General features: G+C 66.4%; 17 protein-coding genes and 2 tRNA genes. 5 read left to right on the top strand and 14 right to left on the bottom strand.

Annotation, left to right across the window (positions count from 1 at the left end):
* Positions 1 to 18: 18 nt before the first annotated feature.
* From PKKP23_RS09040 to fdxA, 8 genes are all read right to left on the bottom strand, one after another.
* The gene (locus PKKP23_RS09040; protein ID WP_017774640.1) at positions 19 to 786 is read right to left on the bottom strand and encodes a DUF4088 family protein; all 768 of its coding nucleotides are present in this window, start codon (positions 784 to 786) and stop codon (positions 19 to 21) included.
* Positions 787 to 1,145: 359 nt separating this feature from the next.
* A complete protein-coding gene (locus tag PKKP23_RS09035) occupies positions 1,146 to 1,466 on the bottom strand; it encodes an AzlD domain-containing protein (protein WP_126876649.1) in 321 nt (106 codons plus the stop codon).
* Positions 1,463 to 2,143 (bottom strand): AzlC family ABC transporter permease, encoded by a 681-nt coding sequence (locus tag PKKP23_RS09030; protein WP_240658854.1) that lies wholly within the window; start codon positions 2,141 to 2,143, stop codon positions 1,463 to 1,465. Before PKKP23_RS09030 ends, PKKP23_RS09035 begins: the two co-directional genes overlap by 4 nt.
* A gap of 147 nt (positions 2,144 to 2,290) precedes the next feature.
* Positions 2,291 to 3,154: an AraC family transcriptional regulator gene (locus tag PKKP23_RS09025; protein WP_126876647.1), complete on the bottom strand. Its 864-nt coding sequence runs from the start codon at positions 3,152 to 3,154 to the stop codon at positions 2,291 to 2,293.
* Between the two features lie 54 nt (positions 3,155 to 3,208).
* Positions 3,209 to 3,742 (bottom strand): CreA family protein, encoded by a 534-nt coding sequence (locus PKKP23_RS09020; protein ID WP_126876646.1) that lies wholly within the window; start codon positions 3,740 to 3,742, stop codon positions 3,209 to 3,211.
* Positions 3,743 to 3,866: 124 nt separating this feature from the next.
* A tRNA-Asn gene (locus PKKP23_RS09015) sits at positions 3,867 to 3,942 on the bottom strand.
* A 64-nt stretch (positions 3,943 to 4,006) separates the two neighbouring features.
* Positions 4,007 to 4,082, bottom strand: a tRNA-Asn gene (locus tag PKKP23_RS09010).
* A 142-nt stretch (positions 4,083 to 4,224) separates the two neighbouring features.
* Positions 4,225 to 4,548 (bottom strand): ferredoxin FdxA, encoded by a 324-nt coding sequence (fdxA, locus tag PKKP23_RS09005; protein ID WP_017774646.1) that lies wholly within the window; start codon positions 4,546 to 4,548, stop codon positions 4,225 to 4,227.
* Between the two features lie 302 nt (positions 4,549 to 4,850).
* Here fdxA and pncB point away from each other — a divergent pair, with 302 nt between their 5' ends.
* The 5 genes from pncB to PKKP23_RS08975 all read left to right on the top strand — a co-directional run bounded on the left by pncB (position 4,851) and on the right by PKKP23_RS08975 (position 11,101).
* Positions 4,851 to 6,053: a nicotinate phosphoribosyltransferase gene (gene pncB / locus PKKP23_RS08995; protein ID WP_126876644.1), complete on the top strand. Its 1,203-nt coding sequence runs from the start codon at positions 4,851 to 4,853 to the stop codon at positions 6,051 to 6,053.
* A gap of 169 nt (positions 6,054 to 6,222) precedes the next feature.
* Positions 6,223 to 6,885 carry a LutC/YkgG family protein gene (locus tag PKKP23_RS08990; RefSeq protein ID WP_126876643.1) on the top strand — a complete coding sequence of 221 codons (663 nt, stop codon included), beginning with the start codon at positions 6,223 to 6,225 and terminating at the stop codon, positions 6,883 to 6,885.
* Positions 6,886 to 7,142: 257 nt separating this feature from the next.
* Positions 7,143 to 8,585, top strand: coding sequence for a sodium:proton antiporter (locus PKKP23_RS08985; protein WP_126876642.1), 1,443 nt, complete (start codon positions 7,143 to 7,145; stop codon positions 8,583 to 8,585).
* Between the two features lie 45 nt (positions 8,586 to 8,630).
* Complete coding sequence (locus tag PKKP23_RS08980) at positions 8,631 to 9,620, top strand: 2-hydroxyacid dehydrogenase (RefSeq protein WP_126876641.1); 990 nt, start codon at positions 8,631 to 8,633, stop codon at positions 9,618 to 9,620.
* Positions 9,617 to 11,101 (top strand): DNA recombination protein RmuC, encoded by a 1,485-nt coding sequence (locus tag PKKP23_RS08975; protein WP_126876640.1) that lies wholly within the window; start codon positions 9,617 to 9,619, stop codon positions 11,099 to 11,101. The genes PKKP23_RS08980 and PKKP23_RS08975 overlap by 4 nt, the downstream gene beginning before the upstream one ends.
* A 31-nt stretch (positions 11,102 to 11,132) precedes the next feature.
* Here PKKP23_RS08975 and PKKP23_RS08970 read toward each other — a convergent pair whose 3' ends face one another.
* The 6 genes from PKKP23_RS08970 to PKKP23_RS08945 form a co-directional block, all read right to left on the bottom strand.
* On the bottom strand, positions 11,133 to 11,663 hold the full coding sequence (locus PKKP23_RS08970; RefSeq protein ID WP_126876639.1) for a GNAT family N-acetyltransferase: 531 nt from the start codon (positions 11,661 to 11,663) through the stop codon (positions 11,133 to 11,135).
* Positions 11,664 to 11,939, bottom strand: coding sequence for a hypothetical protein (locus tag PKKP23_RS08965; protein WP_017774653.1), 276 nt, complete (start codon positions 11,937 to 11,939; stop codon positions 11,664 to 11,666). It lies immediately after the preceding gene.
* A 48-nt stretch (positions 11,940 to 11,987) separates the two neighbouring features.
* Positions 11,988 to 13,301 (bottom strand): molybdopterin molybdotransferase MoeA, encoded by a 1,314-nt coding sequence (gene moeA / locus PKKP23_RS08960; protein WP_126876638.1) that lies wholly within the window; start codon positions 13,299 to 13,301, stop codon positions 11,988 to 11,990.
* Positions 13,302 to 13,408: 107 nt separating this feature from the next.
* Entirely contained in the window at positions 13,409 to 14,023 is a 615-nt protein-coding gene (gene mobA / locus PKKP23_RS08955) for a molybdenum cofactor guanylyltransferase MobA (protein ID WP_126876637.1), read from the bottom strand.
* A 13-nt stretch (positions 14,024 to 14,036) separates the two neighbouring features.
* Entirely contained in the window at positions 14,037 to 15,155 is a 1,119-nt protein-coding gene (moaA, locus tag PKKP23_RS08950; RefSeq protein WP_126876636.1) for a GTP 3',8-cyclase MoaA, read from the bottom strand.
* Between the two features lie 285 nt (positions 15,156 to 15,440).
* On the bottom strand, positions 15,441 to 18,728 hold the full coding sequence (locus PKKP23_RS08945) for an Rne/Rng family ribonuclease (RefSeq protein ID WP_126876635.1): 3,288 nt from the start codon (positions 18,726 to 18,728) through the stop codon (positions 15,441 to 15,443).
* Positions 18,729 to 19,225: the final 497 nt, after the last annotated feature.

The raw sequence follows: 19,225 nt of genomic DNA, 5'->3' as shown, positions 1-19,225 counted from the left end.
GGCTTCAGCGCTGCGCCCTCAGCGCGACTGACGCTGCTGCTGTTGCTGGTTGCGCACGGGCGGCGTGAAGACGTTGCGCAGCCAGGCCGCGAGGCGAGCGAATACGTCGTACGGTTCTTCGACGAAGATTTCGGGCTTGAGCAGGCGCAGGTATTCCATGATCTGCTGCGCTTCCTGCTTCTGGAACGAGCCGTGCGAAATGCCAAGGCGCAGCAGCCCGCGCAACTCGCCCAGCTTTTCGCGCGACGCGCTGCCCACACTCGTTTCGCAGGCGATCTTCGCCTCGTAGATGCGCTGGCGCAGCGATTCCGCGAGCCGCCACGCCGGCGTCTGCATCACTTCTTCGAGCGTCTGGATGTCCTGCACGGCCGACTTGATCTGCGCCGAGAGCGGATCGATCAGGTTGGGCGCGGCCTGCGCCTCGTTGACGATCGCCGTGGCCCAGTCGCGACAGTGCTTGGCGAGCTCGTCGGGCGTCCATTCGGAGCGGGCGGCGAAACCGAAGCCGTACTCGGCGGCCTGCCGCATCAGGATGGCGACGACGTCCGGAAATTCCTTGTCGAGCGTGCGTTTTGCCCACGCGTACTGGCCGCCCTGAAGCATGCGCTGCACCGCGTGCTCGGTGAGCGGCACCATGTTGTCGAGCAGCTTCGCACGCAGGAAGTCCTCGAACGAGGGCGTCGCGAACTGCGGGTCGAGCTTGAGCGACACGCGCAGGAACGCGTCGAAATCCTTGCGTAGCGACACAAGGGTTTCTTCCTTCAGCGTAAGGGTGATCTGGCCCATGTTGTTATCCCGTTTCCCCGGTCCGCCCCTCTTCGTGGCGCCGTGGCGTATCTGCTGTATGCCGGCGGAGCGTCCTTCGCGCGGGTTGCCGGCGTCTTCACGTTCGTGACGGCGCGGTGAACGGACGACGCGCGTCGCGCGATCTGCGTGCGATCCGGGCGCATTGCGCGCCGCCAGGCCGGCGGGCACCAGGGCCGGAGCCGGCGCGAAAAGCGGATTTCGATCGGCGGACTTCGATCTGTTTAACGGCGTGCGGTGGGCAAACTTGAGGAAGTCATGACGCAGCGCACGAAACGCCGGCCTCCGGGGCTGGCGCGCCGGGGGCTCACGTTCGGCGGACAGGGAAGGGACGGGTGGCGCTAACGCAGCACGACGCCTTGCCAGACAAAGAACACGGCGAGCCCCACGGCGATGGTGAGCAGTGGGCGGCGCGTGAGCGCACTCACGGCAATGGCCGCGAGCGCGCCGACGAGCTGCGGATTGCGCCACGTCAACTCAGGGCTGCCGTGCGGGGCGACCGCCATGGGGACGATGAGTGCGGTGAGCACGGTGACGGGCACGAAGCCGAGTGCCGTGCGCACGAGCGGCGGAAAGACGACGCGGTCGCCCAGCACGAACACGGCCGCGCGGATCGCCCAGGTGATGAGCGCCATGCCGAGAATCAGGAGCGCGTAGTTCATCGGCTTGCCTCTGCGGTGCGTCCGCGCGAGGCGCCTGGCAACGACAGCGCGACACCCACCGCGACGCCCGCGAGCACGGCGCCCAGCAGTCCGAGCTTGTAGGGCCACGTCTGCCAGAGCAGCGCGAGCGTGCCCGCGGTGACCGCGGCCGCGAAGTAGCGAACGGCCACCAGCTGCGGCACGACGATGGCGATGAAGGTGGCGACCATCGCGAAGTCGAGCCCGAGCGACTGCAGTCCCGGAAAGGCCGCGCCGAACAGCAGCCCGGCCGCCGTCCAGAGCTGCCAGTTCACGTACATGGCGAGCCCGGAGCCGAAGAAGTACCAGGGGCCGATGGCGTCGAACCGGCCATGCGGCTGACGACGATAGTGGGCCCAGGCCACGGCGAATACTTCGTCGGTGAGCAGGCCGGCGAGCACCAGCCGCCAGCGCAGCGTCAGATGCGCCACATAGGGCGCGAGCGTCGCGCTGTACAGCAGATGCCGCAGATTCACCACGAGCGTCGTGCCGAGCACGACCGGAAAGCTCGCGCTGCCCGCAATCAGGCCGAGCGCAATGAACTGCGCCGAGCCGGCGAATACCGCGAGGGACATCAACTGCCCTTGCCACACGTGAAGCGGTCCCGACGTGACGAGCGTGCCGAAGATGATGCCGAACGGGGCGGCGCCGACCATCATCGGAATCGTGTCGCGCGCGCCCGCCGTGAATTCCTTGAAGCGAATGGAACGGGTCACTCTCTCCTCCTTTTGCCGCGAGCTTAACGGAGGGCGTAGGCAGCTGGCTTGTACGTTCTTGCGGCGGGGTGGGGGATGTTGCCGGGGCGGTTATGCCGCTTGCCAGCGCCCCGGCGGCACGCCGAACATGCGGCGGAAATGGCGCGTGAAGTGGCTTTGATCGACGAAGCCGGTGGCCGCCGCGACCTCGGCCACCGGCCGGCCCGCGCGCAGGGGCGCAAGCGAGCGTTGCAGGCGCATCTGGTTGCGCCACGCGTGCGGCGGTAGCCCCGTAGCCTGGGCGAAAAGGCGTGCCGCGTGAAAGGGCGAAAGGCTGACCGCTGCCGCGAGGTCGGCAAGCAGAAGCGGCGTGGCGAGATGGCTGGCGAGGTGTTCCTTCATCGTTGCCACACGCGGGTCGCGCGCCGGGCGCAGCAGATGTTCCGGCGGCGTGCGGCCGTAGCGGACGAGCAGCGTGGAGAGCGCGTCGAGCAATGCCGATTCGGCAGCGAGCGGGTCCGCCGTTGGCGTAGACGTCAGAGCGGGCAGTCCGGCGGCGCCGGCTTCGAGTAGCTGGTGCGCACGAGAGAGGCGGCGCGCCAGGTCGGCGTCGCGAATCACATCGGCGTCGAACCACGGCAGCGGCTGCGCGCCGCCCGCGATGTCCTGCGCGAGGCTGTGCATGTACTCGATCGGCACGTACATCACCCGATAGCGCCAGCCTTCGTCCACGGCACGCGAGCCCGTATGCACCTCGCCGGGATTGATCACCGGCACGCTGCCCGCTTCGGCGACGTAGTGCGTGGCGCGATAGCGATAGCGTTCCGCGCCTTCCTCGATCACGGGAATCGTGTAGGCGTCGTGCCAGTGCGGTGTGAACTCGTGATCGTGATATTCCGCGGTGAGCAGGTCCGCGCCGGGCAACAGCGGCGTGCGCCAGTAATGGGCGGAATCGCGGAAGCGGGTGACGGTCATGGCTTCGGGCTTGCAGGTCTCTCGAGTCGGGTGCGGTAGGCGTGTGCGGCGCGCCTACTTCAACGGAATCGGCGTGCCCGCGGGGACGGGCACGGCGCTCACGCTGTTCTTGGCGCTGCCGCTTACCACGCGGTCGCTGTAGGTCAGATAGACGAGCGCGTTGCGCTTTGCATCCACGACGCGCACCACGTGCAGCGTCTTGAAGATGAACGACATGCGTTCCGTGAACACGTCCGACTGCTGCTTGAGGTTGCCTGTGAAGTGGATCGGCCCGACCTGGCGACATGCGATGGACGCCTCCGTCGGGTCTTCGGCTACGCCCAGCGTGCCCTTGATGCCGCCTGTGCGTGCCCGCGAGACATAGCAGGTGACGCCATCCACGAGCGGATCGTCATAGGCTTCGACCACGACGCGGTCGGAGCCCGTGATGCGGAAATTCGTGTTGACGCTGCCGATCTCCTCGCCGTATGCCGCGCCTGTCGTGGCCGCGAGGAACGCGGTACCGACTGCGGCAGCGCATCGTGCGGTGACGCGCAGGCGCGGGTTTCGCGTCGTGGAGAAGTCGTGAGTGCGTTTGGCGAGGTTCATCGTGGATCGATCGGCGGGAATGACAGATCCACATTATCGACGAACTCGCGCGGCGACTCGCCGCCGCTCTGCCGGAAAAGAAAAAAGGGATTACGTGAAGACACGTAATCCCTTCGATATCTTTTGGCTCCCCGACCTGGGCTCGAACCAGGGACCTACGGATTAACAGTCCGGCGCTCTACCGACTGAGCTATCGGGGAACAGCAATACAACCGTTCACTACGTAAAAAAGCCCGTTATGGCTAACGGGCTTTTGCAATTTCTTGGCTCCCCGACCTGGGCTCGAACCAGGGACCTACGGATTAACAGTCCGGCGCTCTACCGACTGAGCTATCGGGGAACAACAAAAGCAGAGAAGCGAGATTCTATGAGGTACTTCAGACGCTGTCAATACTTCGGGGCTTCGGCGAGGCGTATTTCCTGCGTGCGCTTCTTGCCGTAGCGCCTGCCGGACCGGCCTGATAGACAAGCCCCGATGTCGCTTAGCGCTGCAGCAGCGACAGCTTGTCCTTCACGTCCTTGAATTCGTCGGCTTCCGGCAGCGGCTGCTTGGTCTTCGTGATGCTCGGCCATGCCTTCGCCAGTTCGGCGTTCAGCGGAATGAAGTCCTGCTGGTCACCCGGCACGTCTTCTTCGGCATAGATCGCGTTCACCGGGCACTCGGCCACGCACACAGCGCAGTCGATGCACTCGTCCGGGTCGATCGCGAGGAAGTTGGGACCTTCGCGAAAGCAGTCCACCGGGCACACATCGACGCAGTCGGTATAGCGGCACTTAATGCAGCTTTCGGTCACAACGTGAGTCATTCAGGCAGCTCCTGCGTGCAGTATCAGGGGTGGCGAAACGCCAAAACCGGTATTGTAACTGAACGTCAAAAGACGAATCCACACGCTGACAGGCCGGCTTATATCGTTTGGTGATTAGTTTATGGGTCGCGCCGCGGCTGTCATGGCGCGATGAGCCTTGTGCAGCCGGTGTGCTGGCACGTGCCGTGCCGACGCCTTGCGGTAACATGGCGACCAAAGGGCGCGGGGGACGTGCCCTGCAAGCGCGGGCGTGCGGACGTCGTGACCGCGCGACCGTCCGACCGCAGTTCAGCCGCCACACCATGATCATTACTTCGCTGCTCGATACCGATCTGTACAAGTTCACGATGATGCAGGTGGTGCTGCATCATTTCCCCGCCGCGAGTGTGGAATATCGCTTCCGTTGCCGCACGCCGAATGTCGACCTGGTTCCCTACATCGACGAGATTCGCAGTGAGCTGCGCCTGCTTTGCAAATTGCGTTTCACGGAGCCCGAACTTGACTACCTGCGGCAGATGCGTTTCATCAAGAGCGATTTCGTCGACTTTCTGGCGCTCTTTCAGCTCAACGAAAAATACATTTCGGTGACGCCGTCGCCGAAGGGCAACGGCGAGATCGACATCGAGATCAAAGGGCCGTGGCTGCACACCATTCTCTTCGAGATTCCGGTGCTTGCCATCGTCAACGAGGTCTACTTCCGCAACACGCAGCAGCAGCCCGACTACGCCGTGGGCCGCGAGCGGCTGCGCGAGAAGATCACGCTGCTGGGCGCGAAACCGGAGTTCGCCGACTGCAAGATCGCCGACTACGGCACGCGCCGGCGCTTCTCGAAGCGCTGGCATGAGGAAGTGATCCTGACGCTCAAAGACGGCCTGGGCCCGCAGTTCGCCGGCACGAGCAACGTGTTCTATGCCATGAAGCACGGCCTCACGCCGCTCGGCACCATGGCGCACGAATATCTGCAGGCGTGTCAGGCCTTGGGTCCGCGGCTGCGCGATTCGCAGACCTACGGTTTCGAAATGTGGGCGAAGGAGTACCGCGGCGACCTCGGCATCGCGCTTTCCGACGTCTACGGCATGAAGGCGTTTCTGCGCGACTTCGACATGTATTTCTGCAAGCTCTTCGACGGCGCGCGGCACGACTCGGGCGATCCGTTCGACTGGGGCGAGCGCCTTATCAGCCACTACGAAGCGAATCGCTGCGACCCGCGTACCAAGGTGCTCGTGTTCTCCGATGCGCTCGACATCCCGAAGGTGCTGCAGCTCTACGAGCGCTTCCGCGGGCGCTGCAAGCTGGCCTTCGGCGTCGGTACGAATCTCACCAACGACCTCGGCTACAACCCGCTGCAGATCGTCATCAAGATGGTCCGTTGCAACGGGCAGCCTGTGGCGAAGCTCTCCGACTCGCCGGGCAAGAACATGTGCGACGACAAGGCGTACCTGGCCTACCTGCGCCAGGTGTTCGGCATCGAGCAACTGGCCGACGACGAGATCTCGGGCAAATAGATCGCGCTGTGCGGCGCCGCCGTGGAGCGACTTGATCGCTCATTCTGCGATGGCCGCGCGTTTGCCGCCATCCGGCCGCCTGGAATAGGCCGTTTGCCCCCGCGGCGGTGCATCCCCCGCCGGTATAATTCCGCGATACTCGATCTGCCCACGACACGAGGACCGCTTCATGGATACATCCACTGCCCGTCGCAACATCCTCGCGCGCATTCGCGCTGCGCAGGGACGCGACGCCGAGCCCACCGCGCCGGAGCGCGAAGCGGTCGTGGACTACCTCGCGCGTCATCCGCAAGGCCCGCGTCCGCCATTGCCCGCCGATCTGAAGGCCTGCTTCATCGAGGCCGCTCACAAAATGGCCACCACGGTGGACGAAGTGGATACGCTCGCCCAGGTGCCCGCCGCCGTGCGCCGCTACCTGGAGACGAACGGCTTGCCGCTCACCGGCGTGGCGTGGGCGACGCTCACGGAGCTTGCCTGGGTCGACGCGGGACTCGCCATCGAATTCCGCAAACCTGTGGATACCGATCTTGTCGGCGTAACCGGCTGCTTTTGCGCGGTCGCGGAGACGGGCACGCTGGTGCTGCTCTCCGGACCCGAGACGTGGGCGTCCGGGGCGCTGCTGCCGGAGACGCACGTTGCGATCGTGCCGGCTTCGCGCATCGTGGCCGGACAGGAGGATGCGTTCGCGCTGATTCGCGCCGAACGCGGCGAACTGCCTCGTGCCGTCAATTTCGTTTCGGGGCCGTCGCGCACCGGCGATATCGAACAGACCATCGTGCTGGGCGCGCACGGTCCTTATCGCGTGCATGTGGTGATCGTGCGCGGGGCGTGACACGTGTGCCGCGCGGCCGCATGCGCGCGGCACGGCGGCTTGCTGCGTGCCGGTGCGCCACGCGTTCGACGCCGGACCTGCGGGATAGCCGGACAGCCGGACAGGCGAAACACCAACCGGACACGCCACACTGACGGGTCGCCCGGAACTTCGTGCTTCGTGCTCGCGCGTTGAACCCGTTTCGCCGACCGCGCTGCCGCCACGCTCCACACTGACGGCGCATCCACGGCGTTTCTACAACAAACAAGGACCTGAACATGACACGACACGCCGCGAGTGCAGGCGTGGCCCTCTTTGCTGCATATGCCGCGTTTGCATTGTTGGCCGTGTGGCCCGCACTCGCCGTCGCCGCGACGCTCGATGGGGCTGCCTTGTCGGCGTGGTGGACGGTGCCGTTCGCCGGCATGCTGCTCTCCATCGCCATCTTTCCGATTGTCGCGCCGGCCTTCTGGCATCACCACTTCGGCAAGATCGCCGCGGCGTGGGCAGCGCTCTTCATCGTGCCGTTCGGCGCAGCGTTCGGCTTGGGGGCCGCGTGGCGCACGCTGCTGCACGCGCTCGTCGAGGAATACGTGCCGTTCATCGTGTTGCTGACGGCGCTCTATACCGTGGCCGGCGGCATCTGCGTGCGCGGCAATCTGCACGGCTCGGCGCGCGTCAATACCGCGATGCTCGCGCTTGGCACCGCGCTCGCCAGCATCATGGGGACGACGGGCGCGGCCATGCTGCTGATCCGGCCGCTGCTGCGCGCCAACGACAACCGCCGGCACGTCGTCCATGTCGTCGTGTTCTTCATCTTCCTCGTGGCGAATGCGGGCGGCTCGCTGTCGCCGCTCGGCGATCCGCCGCTCTTTCTCGGCTTCCTCAATGGCGTGGGCTTTTTCTGGACGACCCAGCATCTCGCGTTGCCCATGCTGTTCGTCTGCGGCGTGCTGCTGGCAGTGTTCTTTGCGCTCGATAGCTGGTACTGGGCGCGGCGCGAAGAAGCGCGGCCGGCGAGACTCGATCCCACGCCCGATACGGTGTCGTTCGGCATCGACGGCAAGATCAATCTGTTGCTGCTCGCGGGCGTCGTCGCGCTCGTGCTCGCGAGCGGCCTGTGGAAGCCCGGCGTAACCTTCAATCTGATGGGCGTACACGTCGAGCTGCAAAACGCGGTGCGCGACGTTGCGCTCGTTGCGATCACGCTGATTTCGCTTGCCGTGACGCCGCGTGTGGCGCGCATCGGCAACGGCTTCAACTGGGCGCCCATCGAGGAAGTCGCGAAACTCTTTGCCGGCATCTTCGTGACCATTGCACCCGTCATCCTGATCCTGCGCGCGGGCGAGGGCGGTGCCTTCGGCGGTATCGTGCACCTGGTCAACGACGCCGCTGGCCAGCCGCGCGAGGCCATGTATTTCTGGGCGACGGGGCTCCTCTCGTCGTTCCTCGATAACGCGCCCACGTACCTCGTGTTCTTCAATCTCGCGGGCGGCGACGCGCCGTCGCTGATGACCACGGGCGCCACCACGCTCGCGGCGATTTCGGCCGGGGCGGTATTCATGGGTGCGAACAGCTATATTGGCAACGCGCCGAATTTCATGGTGAAGGCCATTGCGGAGTCGCGCGGCATTCGCATGCCGAGCTTCTTCGGCTACCTGCTGTGGTCGGGCGGCGTGCTGTTGCCGGTGTTTCTCATGACGACGTGGATATTTTTCTGACGCCAACTGGCGCGCAAACAGAAACAGAGTAAGCGGAGAAAACCGATGCAGAAGATTCTCGTGGCACGTCCCATCTTTGCGGACGTGATCGAGCGGTTGAAGCAGCACTTCGAAGTGGAGTGGAACAACGGCGACGTGCTGAGCGCCGACGAACTCGCACGACGTCTCGCGGACAAGGACGGCGCGCTGACGGCGGGCGACCCGATTGGCGCGGCGACGCTCGCGGCGGCGCCGAAGCTGCGTGTCGTGTCGAACATGGCCGTGGGCTACAACAACTTCGATATGGCCGCGTTCAACGCGGCGAACGTGCTCGGCACCAATACGCCGGATGTTCTCAATGAATCCACGGCCGATTTCGGCTGGGCGCTCATGATGGCGGCTGCGCGGCGCATCGCGGAATCCGAGCACTGGCTGCGCGCGGGCCACTGGCAGAAGTGGTCGTATGACGGTTTTCTCGGCGTCGATCTCTACGGTTCCACGCTGGGTGTGATCGGCATGGGGCGCATCGGTCAGGCGCTGGCGCGCCGCGCGCGCGGCTTCAACATGCGCGTCGTCTATCACAACCGTTCGCGCGTTGCGCCCGAAATCGAAGCCGGACTGAACGCCACCTATCTGCCGAAAGCCGAGCTGCTGCGCGAAGCCGATCACGTCGTGCTCGTGCTGCCGTACACGGCCGAGAACCACCACACCATCGGCGCTGCCGAACTCGCGTTTATGAAGCCCACCGCCACGCTCACGAACATCGCGCGCGGCGGGATCGTCGACGACGCCGCGCTCGCTGAAGCACTGCGGGAAAAGCGCATTGCCGCAGCCGGCCTCGACGTGTTCGAAGGCGAGCCGAACCTCAACCCCGCGCTGCTCACGGTGCCCAACGTGGTGCTCACGCCGCACATCGCGAGCGCGACGGAGCGCACGCGCCGCGCGATGGCCAATCTCGCTGCCGACAATCTGATTGCCGGCCTGGGCGAAGGACCGCGTGCCGGACAGCCGCCGAATCCCATCAATCCTGAAGTGATCGGAAGGGCACGCTCATGACGGCGATGCTGTTGATGTCGATTGCCGTGATCGTGCTGGCCACGGCGCTCGTGATCGTGCTCGTCGTGGCGATGCGCGGGCGCGACGGCTCGGCGCAGGCGGGGCTCCACGAGCTGGCCGACCGGCTCGCGGCATTCAATGATGTGCAGTCACGTACCGCCGAACGGCTCGAACGCGAGCTGCGCACGGACATCGCGCAGACCGCGCAGGCCTCCCGCACTGAACTGGGCAGCGGCCTCGCGCAATTTCAGCAGACGCTCGCGACGCAGCTCACGAGCATCGCGACCGTGCAGAACAACCAGATCGACGGCTTCGCGCAACAGCTCGTCAAGCTCACCGAGACCAACGCACAGCAGCTCGAAGCCGTGCGCCAGAGCCTGCAGCAGCAGGCGCTCCAGGCGCGTGACGAGCAGGGCTCGGCGCTCAAGCGTTTCGGCGACACGCTCACGCTGCAACTTTCGCAGTTGACCGAAGCGAACGACCGGCGCTTTGCCGAAGTGCGCGCCACCATCGAGCAGCGGCTCAAGGACATCGAGGCGAACAACGCGACGAAGCTCGAAGAGATGCGCCGCACCGTGGACGAAAAGCTGCACGCCACACTCGAGCAGCGCCTCGGCGAGTCGTTCAAGCTGGTGTCCGACCGGCTCGAGCAGGTGCATCGCGGGTTGGGCGAGATGCAGACGCTGGCGGCGGGCGTCGGTGACCTGAAGAAGGTGCTGACGAACGTGAAGACGCGCGGCACGTGGGGCGAAGTGCAGCTCGAAGCGCTGCTCGAACAGATGCTCACGCCGGACCAGTACGCGAAGAACGTCGCGACGGTGCCGAAGAGCGGCGAGCGCGTGGAGTTCGCGATTCGACTGCCGGGCCGTCCCGACGCGACGGGCACCGTGGCGCCGGTGTGGCTGCCCATCGACGCGAAATTTCCGCGCGAGGACTACGAGCGGCTGATTGACGCGCAGGAGCGTGCCGACGTGGCGGCCATCGACGAGGCAGGCCGTGCGCTCGAAGCGCGCGTGCGCGGCGAGGCGCGCACCATCGCGGAGAAATATCTGGCGCCGCCGCATACCACCGACTTCGCGCTGCTGTTCCTGCCCACCGAAGGGCTGTACGCGGAGATCTTGCGGCGCCCTGGCCTCACCGACCTGTTGCAGCGCGACTATCGCGTGACCATCGCGGGGCCGACTACGCTGACGGCGCTGCTGAACAGTCTGCAGATGGGTTTCCGCACGCTCGCCATCGAAAAGCGGTCGAGCGAGGTCTGGCAGGTGTTGGGCGCGGTGAAAACCGAGTTCGGCAAGTTCGGCGACGTGCTCGCGAAAACGAAGTCGCAGCTCGAAACGGTGACGCGCTCCATCGAGGCCGCCGAGGTGCGCACGCGTGCGATGAACCGCAAGCTGCGCGACGTCGAGGCACTGCCGGGTGAAGAGGCGAGCGGCGTGCTGGGTGAGGCGCTTTCAGGCGCGGACTCGGACGAGCCCTGAACTTGCGTTGACCGCGGCGTAGTGAGCGCGGTCAACGCGGCGGCTGTGCCCGTTCTTGGCGAGTCTGCACGCTGGCGGGCGGCGCTGTGTCGGCGAGGCGGTCGATGGCGTCGCCCGTCATGCGCACGATGCGCCAGTCGGGCAGCACGGTGGCGCCCAGCTTCTCGTAGAAATCGATGGCCGGCTGGTTCCAGTCGAGCACCGACCATTCGAAACGTCCGCATTGGCGCTCGCGTGCCAGCGCCGCGAGGCGGCTCAGCATGGCTTTGCCGAGCCCCGTGCCGCGCTGCGACGGCTGCACGTACAGGTCTTCGAGGTAGAGCCCGCGCCGGCCGAGAAAGGTCGAGAAGTTGTGGAAGAAGAGGGCGTAGCCGACCACGCGTCCGTCGTCGTCGGCGACCAGCGCTTCCGATGCCGTCCGCGGACCGAACAGCGCGTCGTTGAGACCCGCTTCGGTTGCAACGAACAGATGCGTGAGCTTTTCGTATTCGGCCAGTTCGTACATCAGCGCGAAGATCGCGCCGACATCGGCGGGCGTTGCGGGACGAACGACGGCGGTCATTTACGCTTCCTCGGGCACATCGGAGAGATGGATTTCGATGCCGCCGAAACGCGAGGCGACCCAGTTGTACGCGTGGCACGCAATCCACAGCAGGATGAAACCGAGAATCGCGTTGAGCAGGAGCGCGCTGAACACGGTGCTCAGCTCCACCGAACCGTAGCGAATGAACGCCACGAGCACGCCGAGCAGCACGATCGGCACGCTGAAGGTCAGGTAGACCAGGATGAGCGCTTTGGCGGTCTGCCCCGGAGCGATGAAGGAGATCTGCTTTTTCATTGAGTCGAGACCCGTGGTCGTGTGTGTTGGTTGGTGAAAGACGGTGATTCAGACGAGTGCATCGAACAGCATGATGTCGACGCGGTCGCCTGCGTCGAGATCGGCGGCATCGTGCGCAAGGACGACGAAGCAGTTGGCCTCGCTCATCGAACTCAGCGCCGCCGAGCTTTGCGAGCCCGTGGGCGTGACGTGCCATTGGCCGTGCGCGTCGCGGCTGGCGATGCCGCGCTGAAATTCCGTGCGGCCGGGCCGCTTGCGGATAGCGACCGTGCAGGCGGCGTCGATCAGCGGCACCGGGTTCACCGAGGCCCCGGTCATCGCGATCAGCGCCTCGCGCACGATCTGGTAGAACGTGACCATCACCGCGACCGGGTTGCCCGGCAAACCGAAGAACAGCGCGGGATGGCCGTCGCCGGCACGCGCCCCGGACCAGATGCGGCCGAAGGCGAGCGGACGGCCGGGCCGCATGGCGAGGTTCCAGAACGCCACGTCGCCGATGGTGTCGAGCAGTTTGCGCGTGAAGTCGGCTTCGCCCACCGACACGCCGCCCGAGCTCAGCACGACGTCGGCATTGGCGGCTGCATTGCGAATGGTGGCTTCGAGTGGGCCCGGTTCGTCGCGCACAACGCCGAGGTCGATGGCTTCCACGTTGAGGCGGCGAAGCATTGCATAGAGCGTGTGCCGGTTGCTGTCGTAGATGCAGCCTGCCGCGAGCGGCTCGCCGATGGAACGCAGCTCGTCGCCGGTCGAGAAGAACGCGACGCGCAGACGCCTGTGCACCGGTACTTCGGCGATCCCGAGCGAGGCCACGAGGCCGATGTCGGCGGCGCGCATCCAGCGGCCCGCACGCAACGCCGGCTGCCCTGCGGCCAGGTCTTCGCCCGCGCGTCGCCGGTTGGCGCCTGGCCGAACGGTGCTGGCGGCGAACGATACCGTCTCGCCTTCCACCTTCGTGAGTTCCTGAGGCACGACCGTGTCGCAGCCGGTGGGCATCGGCGCGCCGGTCATGATGCGCACGCACGTGCCGCGCGCGGCCTTGCCGTCGAACGGGTGTCCGGCGAACGCCTTGCCGGCAATCTTCAGCTCGACGGTGCGCGGGGCGTCGCCGCTCGCCGCGCTTGTGCCGAGGGCTGTGCCGTCGAAGGCGTAGCCGTCCATGGCGGAGTTGTCGTGCGCGGGCACGTTGATGGGAGAGACGATGTCTGCGGCGAGCACGCGGTCGAGCGCATCGCGCAGCGGCACGCGTTCAGCAGCCGTGACGGGCGTGGCCCACTGGCGCACGATGGCCTGGGCGGCGGCAACGGGCAACGCCTCGGGATCGTAATCGGCGACGCAACGGGACAGGTTGTTAAGCGTGGTCATTGATTGGAGATGCGTCGCGCCCGGAAGGAATCCGGCGGTCGTACCAGGATGAGCGGCGGTGTCTTGCGGACCCCGCACACGCGCGCATCGTGGCGCGCCTGGCATGGTCACGCGCGCCCGGATTCGGCGAGTTCCTGCAATGAATTGATATTGTAAAACGCGCGTTCATCGGCAAAGGTCACTTCAACGGCCTTGTGGCGCGCGTACCACGCGCGAACCTTGCGCTCGCCCGCGGCCAGAAAGGCCGCGAGGTCGTCGGCAAGCGAGGTGCGCAGCAGGACGAAGACCGGATGCAGCGAAGTCTCGCCGGCGGCGTTGGTGGTCTTCGCGGTCGCAATGTCGGCGTCGTCGGCTTCGACCGCTTCGGCGAGACGTTGGGCGAGATCGGCCGGCAGCCACGGTGAGTCGCAAGGTGCTGCTAGCAGCCATTCGGTGCGTGCCGCAAGCATGCCGGCGAGCAGTCCTGCGAGCGGTCCGGCGTAGTCGGGCAGGGAGTCGGTTACGACCGCGGCGTGCCAGGGCGCGCCGAGCGCGGCGTAGGCGTCCTGATGCCGGTTCGCGCTGACGAGTAGCGGACCGACCTGTGGCGCGAGGCGCCGCATGACATGCAGCGCCAGTGCTTCCCCTTGCAGCGGTTGCAGACCTTTGTCGGCGCCGCCCATGCGAGTGCCGCGTCCGCCGGCGAGCACGAGTCCGGTGATGCGGTCGGCGGGCATGTTCATCGGCGTGTCTTGTTCAGCCGCCGATGTACGACATTTCGATCCGGCCGCCGTCTCCGGAAGGCGGTTGTCCAGCGCTGCTGCCGCGCAATTGCGAATAGCGGTCGGCGCGGCCTTGCCAGATGTGCGTGATGGCGCCGTCGATGTCGTCGTCCGTGGCGTCGCCGCGCACGAGCGCGCGCAGGTCGTAGCCGGCCGAGGCAAAGAGGCACAGGTAGAGCTTGCCTTCCGTCGAGAGGCGAGCGCGCGTGCAGGTGCCGCAGAACGCGCGCGTGACGCTGGAAATCACGCCGATTTCGCCGGCACCGTCGGCATAGGCCCAACGTTGCGCAGTTTCGGCAGCGCTATGCGCTTCGAGCGGCACCAGCGGAAACTCCGCGTGAATGCGGCTGACGACGTCGGCGGACGGCAGCACTTCGGTCATGTTCCAGCCGTTTGACGTGCCCACGTCCATGTACTCGATGAAGCGCAGCACGATGCCGGAGCCGCGGAAGTGGCGGGCGAGGGGCAGAATTTCCGCGTCGTTGGTGCCGCGCTTGACGACCATGTTGACCTTCAGCGGGGCGAGGCCCACGGCCTCGGCGGCAGCGATGCCTTCGAGCACGTCGGCGACGGCGAAGTCGGCGTCGTTCATGCGGCGAAAGAGGGCGTCGTCGAGCGCATCGAGACTCACGGTGACGCGCGTGAGCCCGGCATCCTTGAGGCTGCGCGCCTTGCGCGCGAGCAGCGAGCCGTTCGTGGTGAGCGTGAGATCGAGCGGACGTCCGTCGGGCGTGGTCAGCGTGGCGAGGCGTTCCACCAGGTGCTCGACGTTCTTGCGCAGCAGCGGTTCACCGCCGGTGAGGCGGATTTTTTCGACGCCGTGTGCGACGAAGCGCTTTGCGAGCCGCTCGATTTCCTCGAACGTGAGCAGGGCGCTGTGGGGCAGAAAAGGATGGTCCTTGTCGAAGACCTCGCGCGGCATGCAGTAGACGCAGCGGAAGTTGCAGCGGTCCGTCACCGAAATGCGCAGGTCGCGCAACGGCCGCGCCAGCGTATCGAGGAGTACGCCGCGCGGTGCGCTCGCGGCTCCGGCAGCGGAGCGAGGGACGGTGAGCGCGTTGGCGTCGGCGACAGGGATGATGCGACGGGACATGGTGGTTTTAACAAGGCTTGACCATGCATTTTAGCCGAACCGCCTCTTTGCCACATGGGACCAGACCGGCCGCGTGGGGCTTTGCGGGTGGCTTGCCGGCGAGGGGGCGCCTCAAGCGTGGAAGGCTCGCGAGGAACTCTGCCATGTTGTGGGCCTCTGGCGCTGCCACGTTGCGGCCGTTGGCGGCGTCCGGGCACAGGCGTCGGACAAAAAAAGCCCGCCGGTGAGGGCGGGCTTTCGGGTTTGCAGCGGGGTTTGCAGCGCGGTTCGAGCGACCGCGCAGCCTTACTGCGGGTGCTTGACGGTCTCGACCTGTTGCATCGGCGTCGAATCCGCCGGCGGCAGCGGCTTGCGTTCGCGCGGTGCACGCGGCGGCCTCACCACCTGGGCGGCCGCTTCCTGCGCGGCGCGCAGCTTGTCGGCGTCCGTGTTGACCCAGACGAGGCCGGCGTTTGCCAACATCGGCTGCAGCGTTTCCGGCGACAGACCGTTGGCGTGCGGCGCCGCTTGGCGGGGCTTGACCTCGGCCACTGCTGCCGGCGCCGTTTCCACGGGAGTTGCGGCGGCGGGCACGGCTGCTTCATGCGCCGGAACCGCAGCCTGGATCACGTCTTCCCGAATCACCGGAACCGGCTGTGCCACTGCGGGAACCTCTTCCACCGGCGGCGTGGTGCTTTCCGGGGCCGCTTGCGCGGCGGGTGCCGTTTCAGCGGATGCGGCGTGAGACGGCGCAGCCGTCTCGGCCGATGCAGGCGCCGCGGCTTCAACCGGCGCGACAGGCGCTGTTTCGACTGCGGCGGCAGCCGGAGCGACCTCGACCGGAGTCATCGCGGGGGCCGGCACAGGCGCCGGTTCGGTAGCCGGCACCGCTGGCGCATGACTGACTTCCGTAGCCGGGACGCTTTCTTCCGCGGGCACGATGGGCGCGACGGTTTCGATCTTCGCTGCGGCTTGCGCGGCGAGTTCGGGGGCGTCGATGGCGGGCTGGAGTTCCGTCACGACGACCTTCTCTGTCGCCACAGCAGCGACCACGGCTTCCACTGCGCCCGCCGGCTTCACGCCGTGATGCTCCACTTCGTGAACGGCTTCCGCTCCCTCTTCAGGCTCCGTGTCGCCGCCGGCTTCCGCGAGGTCGGCCGTATGCGTCAGGTTCGCGCCTTCAGCTTCGCGCTCGCGACGACCGCCACGGCGGCCGCGACGACGGCGGCGGCGTTCTTCGCCTTCACGCGGTGCGGCGCCCTGGTCTTCCGGTGCGATGTCTTCAGTGATGCCTTCCGCGAGACTTGCCTCGACGGCAGTTCCCGACTCAGGCGCCAGCAGCTCGCCCGGGACGTTCAACTGCTCAGCTGCGGCCTCGGCTTGCGGACGACGGCGCTCGCCGCGTTCCGCACGCTCGCCACGTTCGCGGCGCTCACCGCGCTCCTGCCGTTCGCCGCGCGGTGTGCCTTCTGCCGCGGCGTCGGCGCGTTCCTGGCCGCGCTCTACGCGCTCGATGCGTTGCTCGCGTCCTTCGCGGCCCTCGCGACCCTCACGTCCTTCCCGGCCCTCGCGGACTTCACGGGCTTCACGCGGTTGGCGCGGCTCGCGTGCCTCACGACCTTCACGACCTTCGCGGCCTTCACGCGGTTCGCGTTCCTCACGGCGTTGAGCCGGTTGCTGCTGACGTCCGCCGACGGCTGCGCCTTCACCGCGCGCGGCTGCGTCGCGTCCGCCGCGGCGGTTGCGATTGCGATCGCCACCGCGCTCGCCGGCCGGGCGTTCCGGCCGCGCTTCACGTGCCGGACGTTCGGTCTTTGCGGGTTGCGCAGGTGTCGGAGCGGTAGCGACCGGAGCCGGCTGCACGCCGAACAATCCCTTGAGCCAGCCGAAGAAGCCGCCGCTCGCAGGCGCGGCAACGGCCGGGGCGGGCGCCGCCTGGGGCTCCGCGGCCTTGACCGGTGCGCTGGGTGCCGGACGCTCAGGCGTAATGCCCTTCACCGCGGCCTCCTGCTTCGGCTTCACTTCTTCGCTGCGCTTGCTGTAGCCCGTTTCGGACTCCATTTCGCGGGCCGCGTCTTCGGCCATCTTCCAGGATGCACGCGGCTCGTCGAGGCGCGCGTCGTCGTGGCGCAGGCGCTCGAGCTTGTAGTGCGGCGTGTCGAGGTGCTTGTTCGGAATCAGGACGACGTTGACCTTGAAGCGCGACTCGATCTTGTTGATTTCCGCGCGCTTTTCGTTCAGCAGGAAGGCCGTCACTTCGACCGGCACCTGGCAGTGGATCGCGGCGGTGTTTTCCTTCATCGCCTCTTCCTGAATGATGCGCAGGACCTGCAAGGCGGACGATTCGGTGTCGCGGATGTGGCCCGTGCCGTTGCAGCGCGGGCAGGTGACGTGGCTGCCTTCGGAAAGCGCCGGGCGCAGACGCTGACGCGACAGCTCCATCAGACCGAAGCGCGAGATCTTGCCCATCTGCACGCGGGCGCGGTCGTGCTTGAGCGCGTCTTTCAGGCGCTGCTCGACTTCGCGCTGGCTGCGGGCCGACTCCATGTCAATGAAGTCGATCACGATCAGGCCGCCCAGGTCACGCAGGCGCAGCTGGCGAGCCACTTCGTCGGCGGCTTCCAGGTTGGTGCGGGCGGCGGTTTCCTCGATGTCGGCGCCCTTGGTGGCGCGCGCCGAGTTCACGTCGATGGCGACGAGCGCCTCGGTGTGATCGATCACGATGGCGCCGCCCGAAGGCAGCGGCACCGTGCGCGAGTACGCGGTCTCGATCTGGTGCTCGATCTGGAAGCGCGAGAAGAGGGGCACATCGTCGTGGTAGCGCTTCACCTTCCCGACGTTGTCGGGCATCACGATGTCCATGAAGGCGCGGGCCTGATCGTAGATGTCCGTCGTATCGATCAGGATTTCGCCGATATCGGGCTGGAAGTAGTCGCGGATCGCGCGGATCACGAGGCTTGATTCCAGGTAAATCAGCATCGGCTCGCCCTGGCGGCCGCTTTGCGAGGCGGCCTCGATGGCGCGCCACAGTTGCAGCAGGTAATTCAGGTCCCACTGGAGTTCTTCGGCGCTGCGCCCGATGCCGGCCGTGCGCGCGATGATGCTCATACCGTCGGGCAGTTGTAGCTGACCCATGGTTTCGCGCAGTTCCTGGCGGTCGTCGCCCTCGATGCGTCGCGAGACACCGCCGCCGCGCGGATTGTTCGGCATCAGCACGAGGTAGCGGCCGGCGAGCGAGATGAACGTGGTGAGCGCCGCGCCCTTGTTGCCGCGCTCTTCCTTCTCGACCTGGACGATGAGTTCCTGGCCTTCGCGCAGGGCGTCCTGGATGCGCGCCGAGCGCATGTCCACGCCATCGCGGAAATACTGGCGGGCCACTTCCTTGAACGGCAGGAAGCCGTGGCGGTCTTCGCCGTAGTTGACGAAACAGGCTTCGAGCGACGGCTCGATGCGGGTAACGATGCCCTTGTAGATGTTGCCTTTGCGCTGCTCGCGCCCGGCGGTTTCGATGTCGATGTCGATCAGCTTCTGACCGTCGACGATGGCAACGCGCAGTTCTTCCTGCTGCGTCGCATTAAACAGCATGCGTTTCATTGAACGGCTCCAGAGCGGCCTTGCCGGCCCACGTCCCGTGGTTGTCAGGCACGGGGACGCTGGCGGGCGGCGGCATGCCGCGCCTTATTGTGTTGTCACAAGCACGCTGGAGCAGGAACGATGGCGGGGAGAATTGCCGTCAGAGGGCCCATCCGGCAAACGGATGGAAGGGCCGCGGGGCACGTGCGAATACGGCTTCAAACAATGGCTCGATACGCCGCGCGGAATGCGGTGGTCCGAATGCTTCCGGTTTCTTCGACGCCTTGGCCTGCTGCGCGCAATGTGCTGCGCGCGGCCTTGCTGCGCGTTGAAACCTGCGGTCGTGCCGCATGCGGGAAGCTGATCTGGAACGCCCGTCTTCCCCCTCGGGTGTCTCGCCTCATTTTGACGTCGCCATGTTCCGCCGTTTTCTCGGAACGCTTCGGGCGCACGCCGTATTTTCGCCACTGGCCGCCTTGTGCCGCGCAACCGCACAAACTGTGGAGCGCGAGAGAAGG

The organism is Paraburkholderia kururiensis JCM 10599 = LMG 19447 (assembly GCF_003986935.1).
GTDB classification, from domain to species: domain Bacteria; phylum Pseudomonadota; class Gammaproteobacteria; order Burkholderiales; family Burkholderiaceae; genus Paraburkholderia; species Paraburkholderia kururiensis.
The sequence above is the reverse complement of the archived record's forward strand: the minus strand, read 5'-3'. Positions and strand labels throughout refer to the sequence as shown.

What these genes read in the sequence shown, in the direction of transcription:
- PKKP23_RS08985 (WP_126876642.1), top strand. Translation starts at nt 7,143, where the DNA reads ATGACACGACACGCCGCGAGTGCAGGCGTGGCCCTCTTTGCTGCATAT.
- PKKP23_RS08975 (WP_126876640.1), top strand. Translation starts at nt 9,617, where the DNA reads ATGACGGCGATGCTGTTGATGTCGATTGCCGTGATCGTGCTGGCCACG.
- PKKP23_RS08990 (WP_126876643.1), top strand. Translation starts at nt 6,223, where the DNA reads ATGGATACATCCACTGCCCGTCGCAACATCCTCGCGCGCATTCGCGCT.
- PKKP23_RS09035 (WP_126876649.1), bottom strand. Translation starts at nt 1,466, where the DNA reads ATGAACTACGCGCTCCTGATTCTCGGCATGGCGCTCATCACCTGGGCG.
- mobA (WP_126876637.1), bottom strand. Translation starts at nt 14,023, where the DNA reads ATGAACATGCCCGCCGACCGCATCACCGGACTCGTGCTCGCCGGCGGA.
- PKKP23_RS09030 (WP_240658854.1), bottom strand. Translation starts at nt 2,143, where the DNA reads ATGATGGTCGGCGCCGCCCCGTTCGGCATCATCTTCGGCACGCTCGTC.
- PKKP23_RS08965 (WP_017774653.1), bottom strand. Translation starts at nt 11,939, where the DNA reads ATGAAAAAGCAGATCTCCTTCATCGCTCCGGGGCAGACCGCCAAAGCG.
- PKKP23_RS08970 (WP_126876639.1), bottom strand. Translation starts at nt 11,663, where the DNA reads ATGACCGCCGTCGTTCGTCCCGCAACGCCCGCCGATGTCGGCGCGATC.
- PKKP23_RS09025 (WP_126876647.1), bottom strand. Translation starts at nt 3,154, where the DNA reads ATGACCGTCACCCGCTTCCGCGATTCCGCCCATTACTGGCGCACGCCG.
- PKKP23_RS08980 (WP_126876641.1), top strand. Translation starts at nt 8,631, where the DNA reads ATGCAGAAGATTCTCGTGGCACGTCCCATCTTTGCGGACGTGATCGAG.
- PKKP23_RS09040 (WP_017774640.1), bottom strand. Translation starts at nt 786, where the DNA reads ATGGGCCAGATCACCCTTACGCTGAAGGAAGAAACCCTTGTGTCGCTA.
- moeA (WP_126876638.1), bottom strand. Translation starts at nt 13,301, where the DNA reads ATGACCACGCTTAACAACCTGTCCCGTTGCGTCGCCGATTACGATCCC.
- PKKP23_RS08945 (WP_126876635.1), bottom strand. Translation starts at nt 18,728, where the DNA reads ATGAAACGCATGCTGTTTAATGCGACGCAGCAGGAAGAACTGCGCGTT.
- fdxA (WP_017774646.1), bottom strand. Translation starts at nt 4,548, where the DNA reads ATGACTCACGTTGTGACCGAAAGCTGCATTAAGTGCCGCTATACCGAC.
- PKKP23_RS09020 (WP_126876646.1), bottom strand. Translation starts at nt 3,742, where the DNA reads ATGAACCTCGCCAAACGCACTCACGACTTCTCCACGACGCGAAACCCG.
- pncB (WP_126876644.1), top strand. Translation starts at nt 4,851, where the DNA reads ATGATCATTACTTCGCTGCTCGATACCGATCTGTACAAGTTCACGATG.
- moaA (WP_126876636.1), bottom strand. Translation starts at nt 15,155, where the DNA reads ATGTCCCGTCGCATCATCCCTGTCGCCGACGCCAACGCGCTCACCGTC.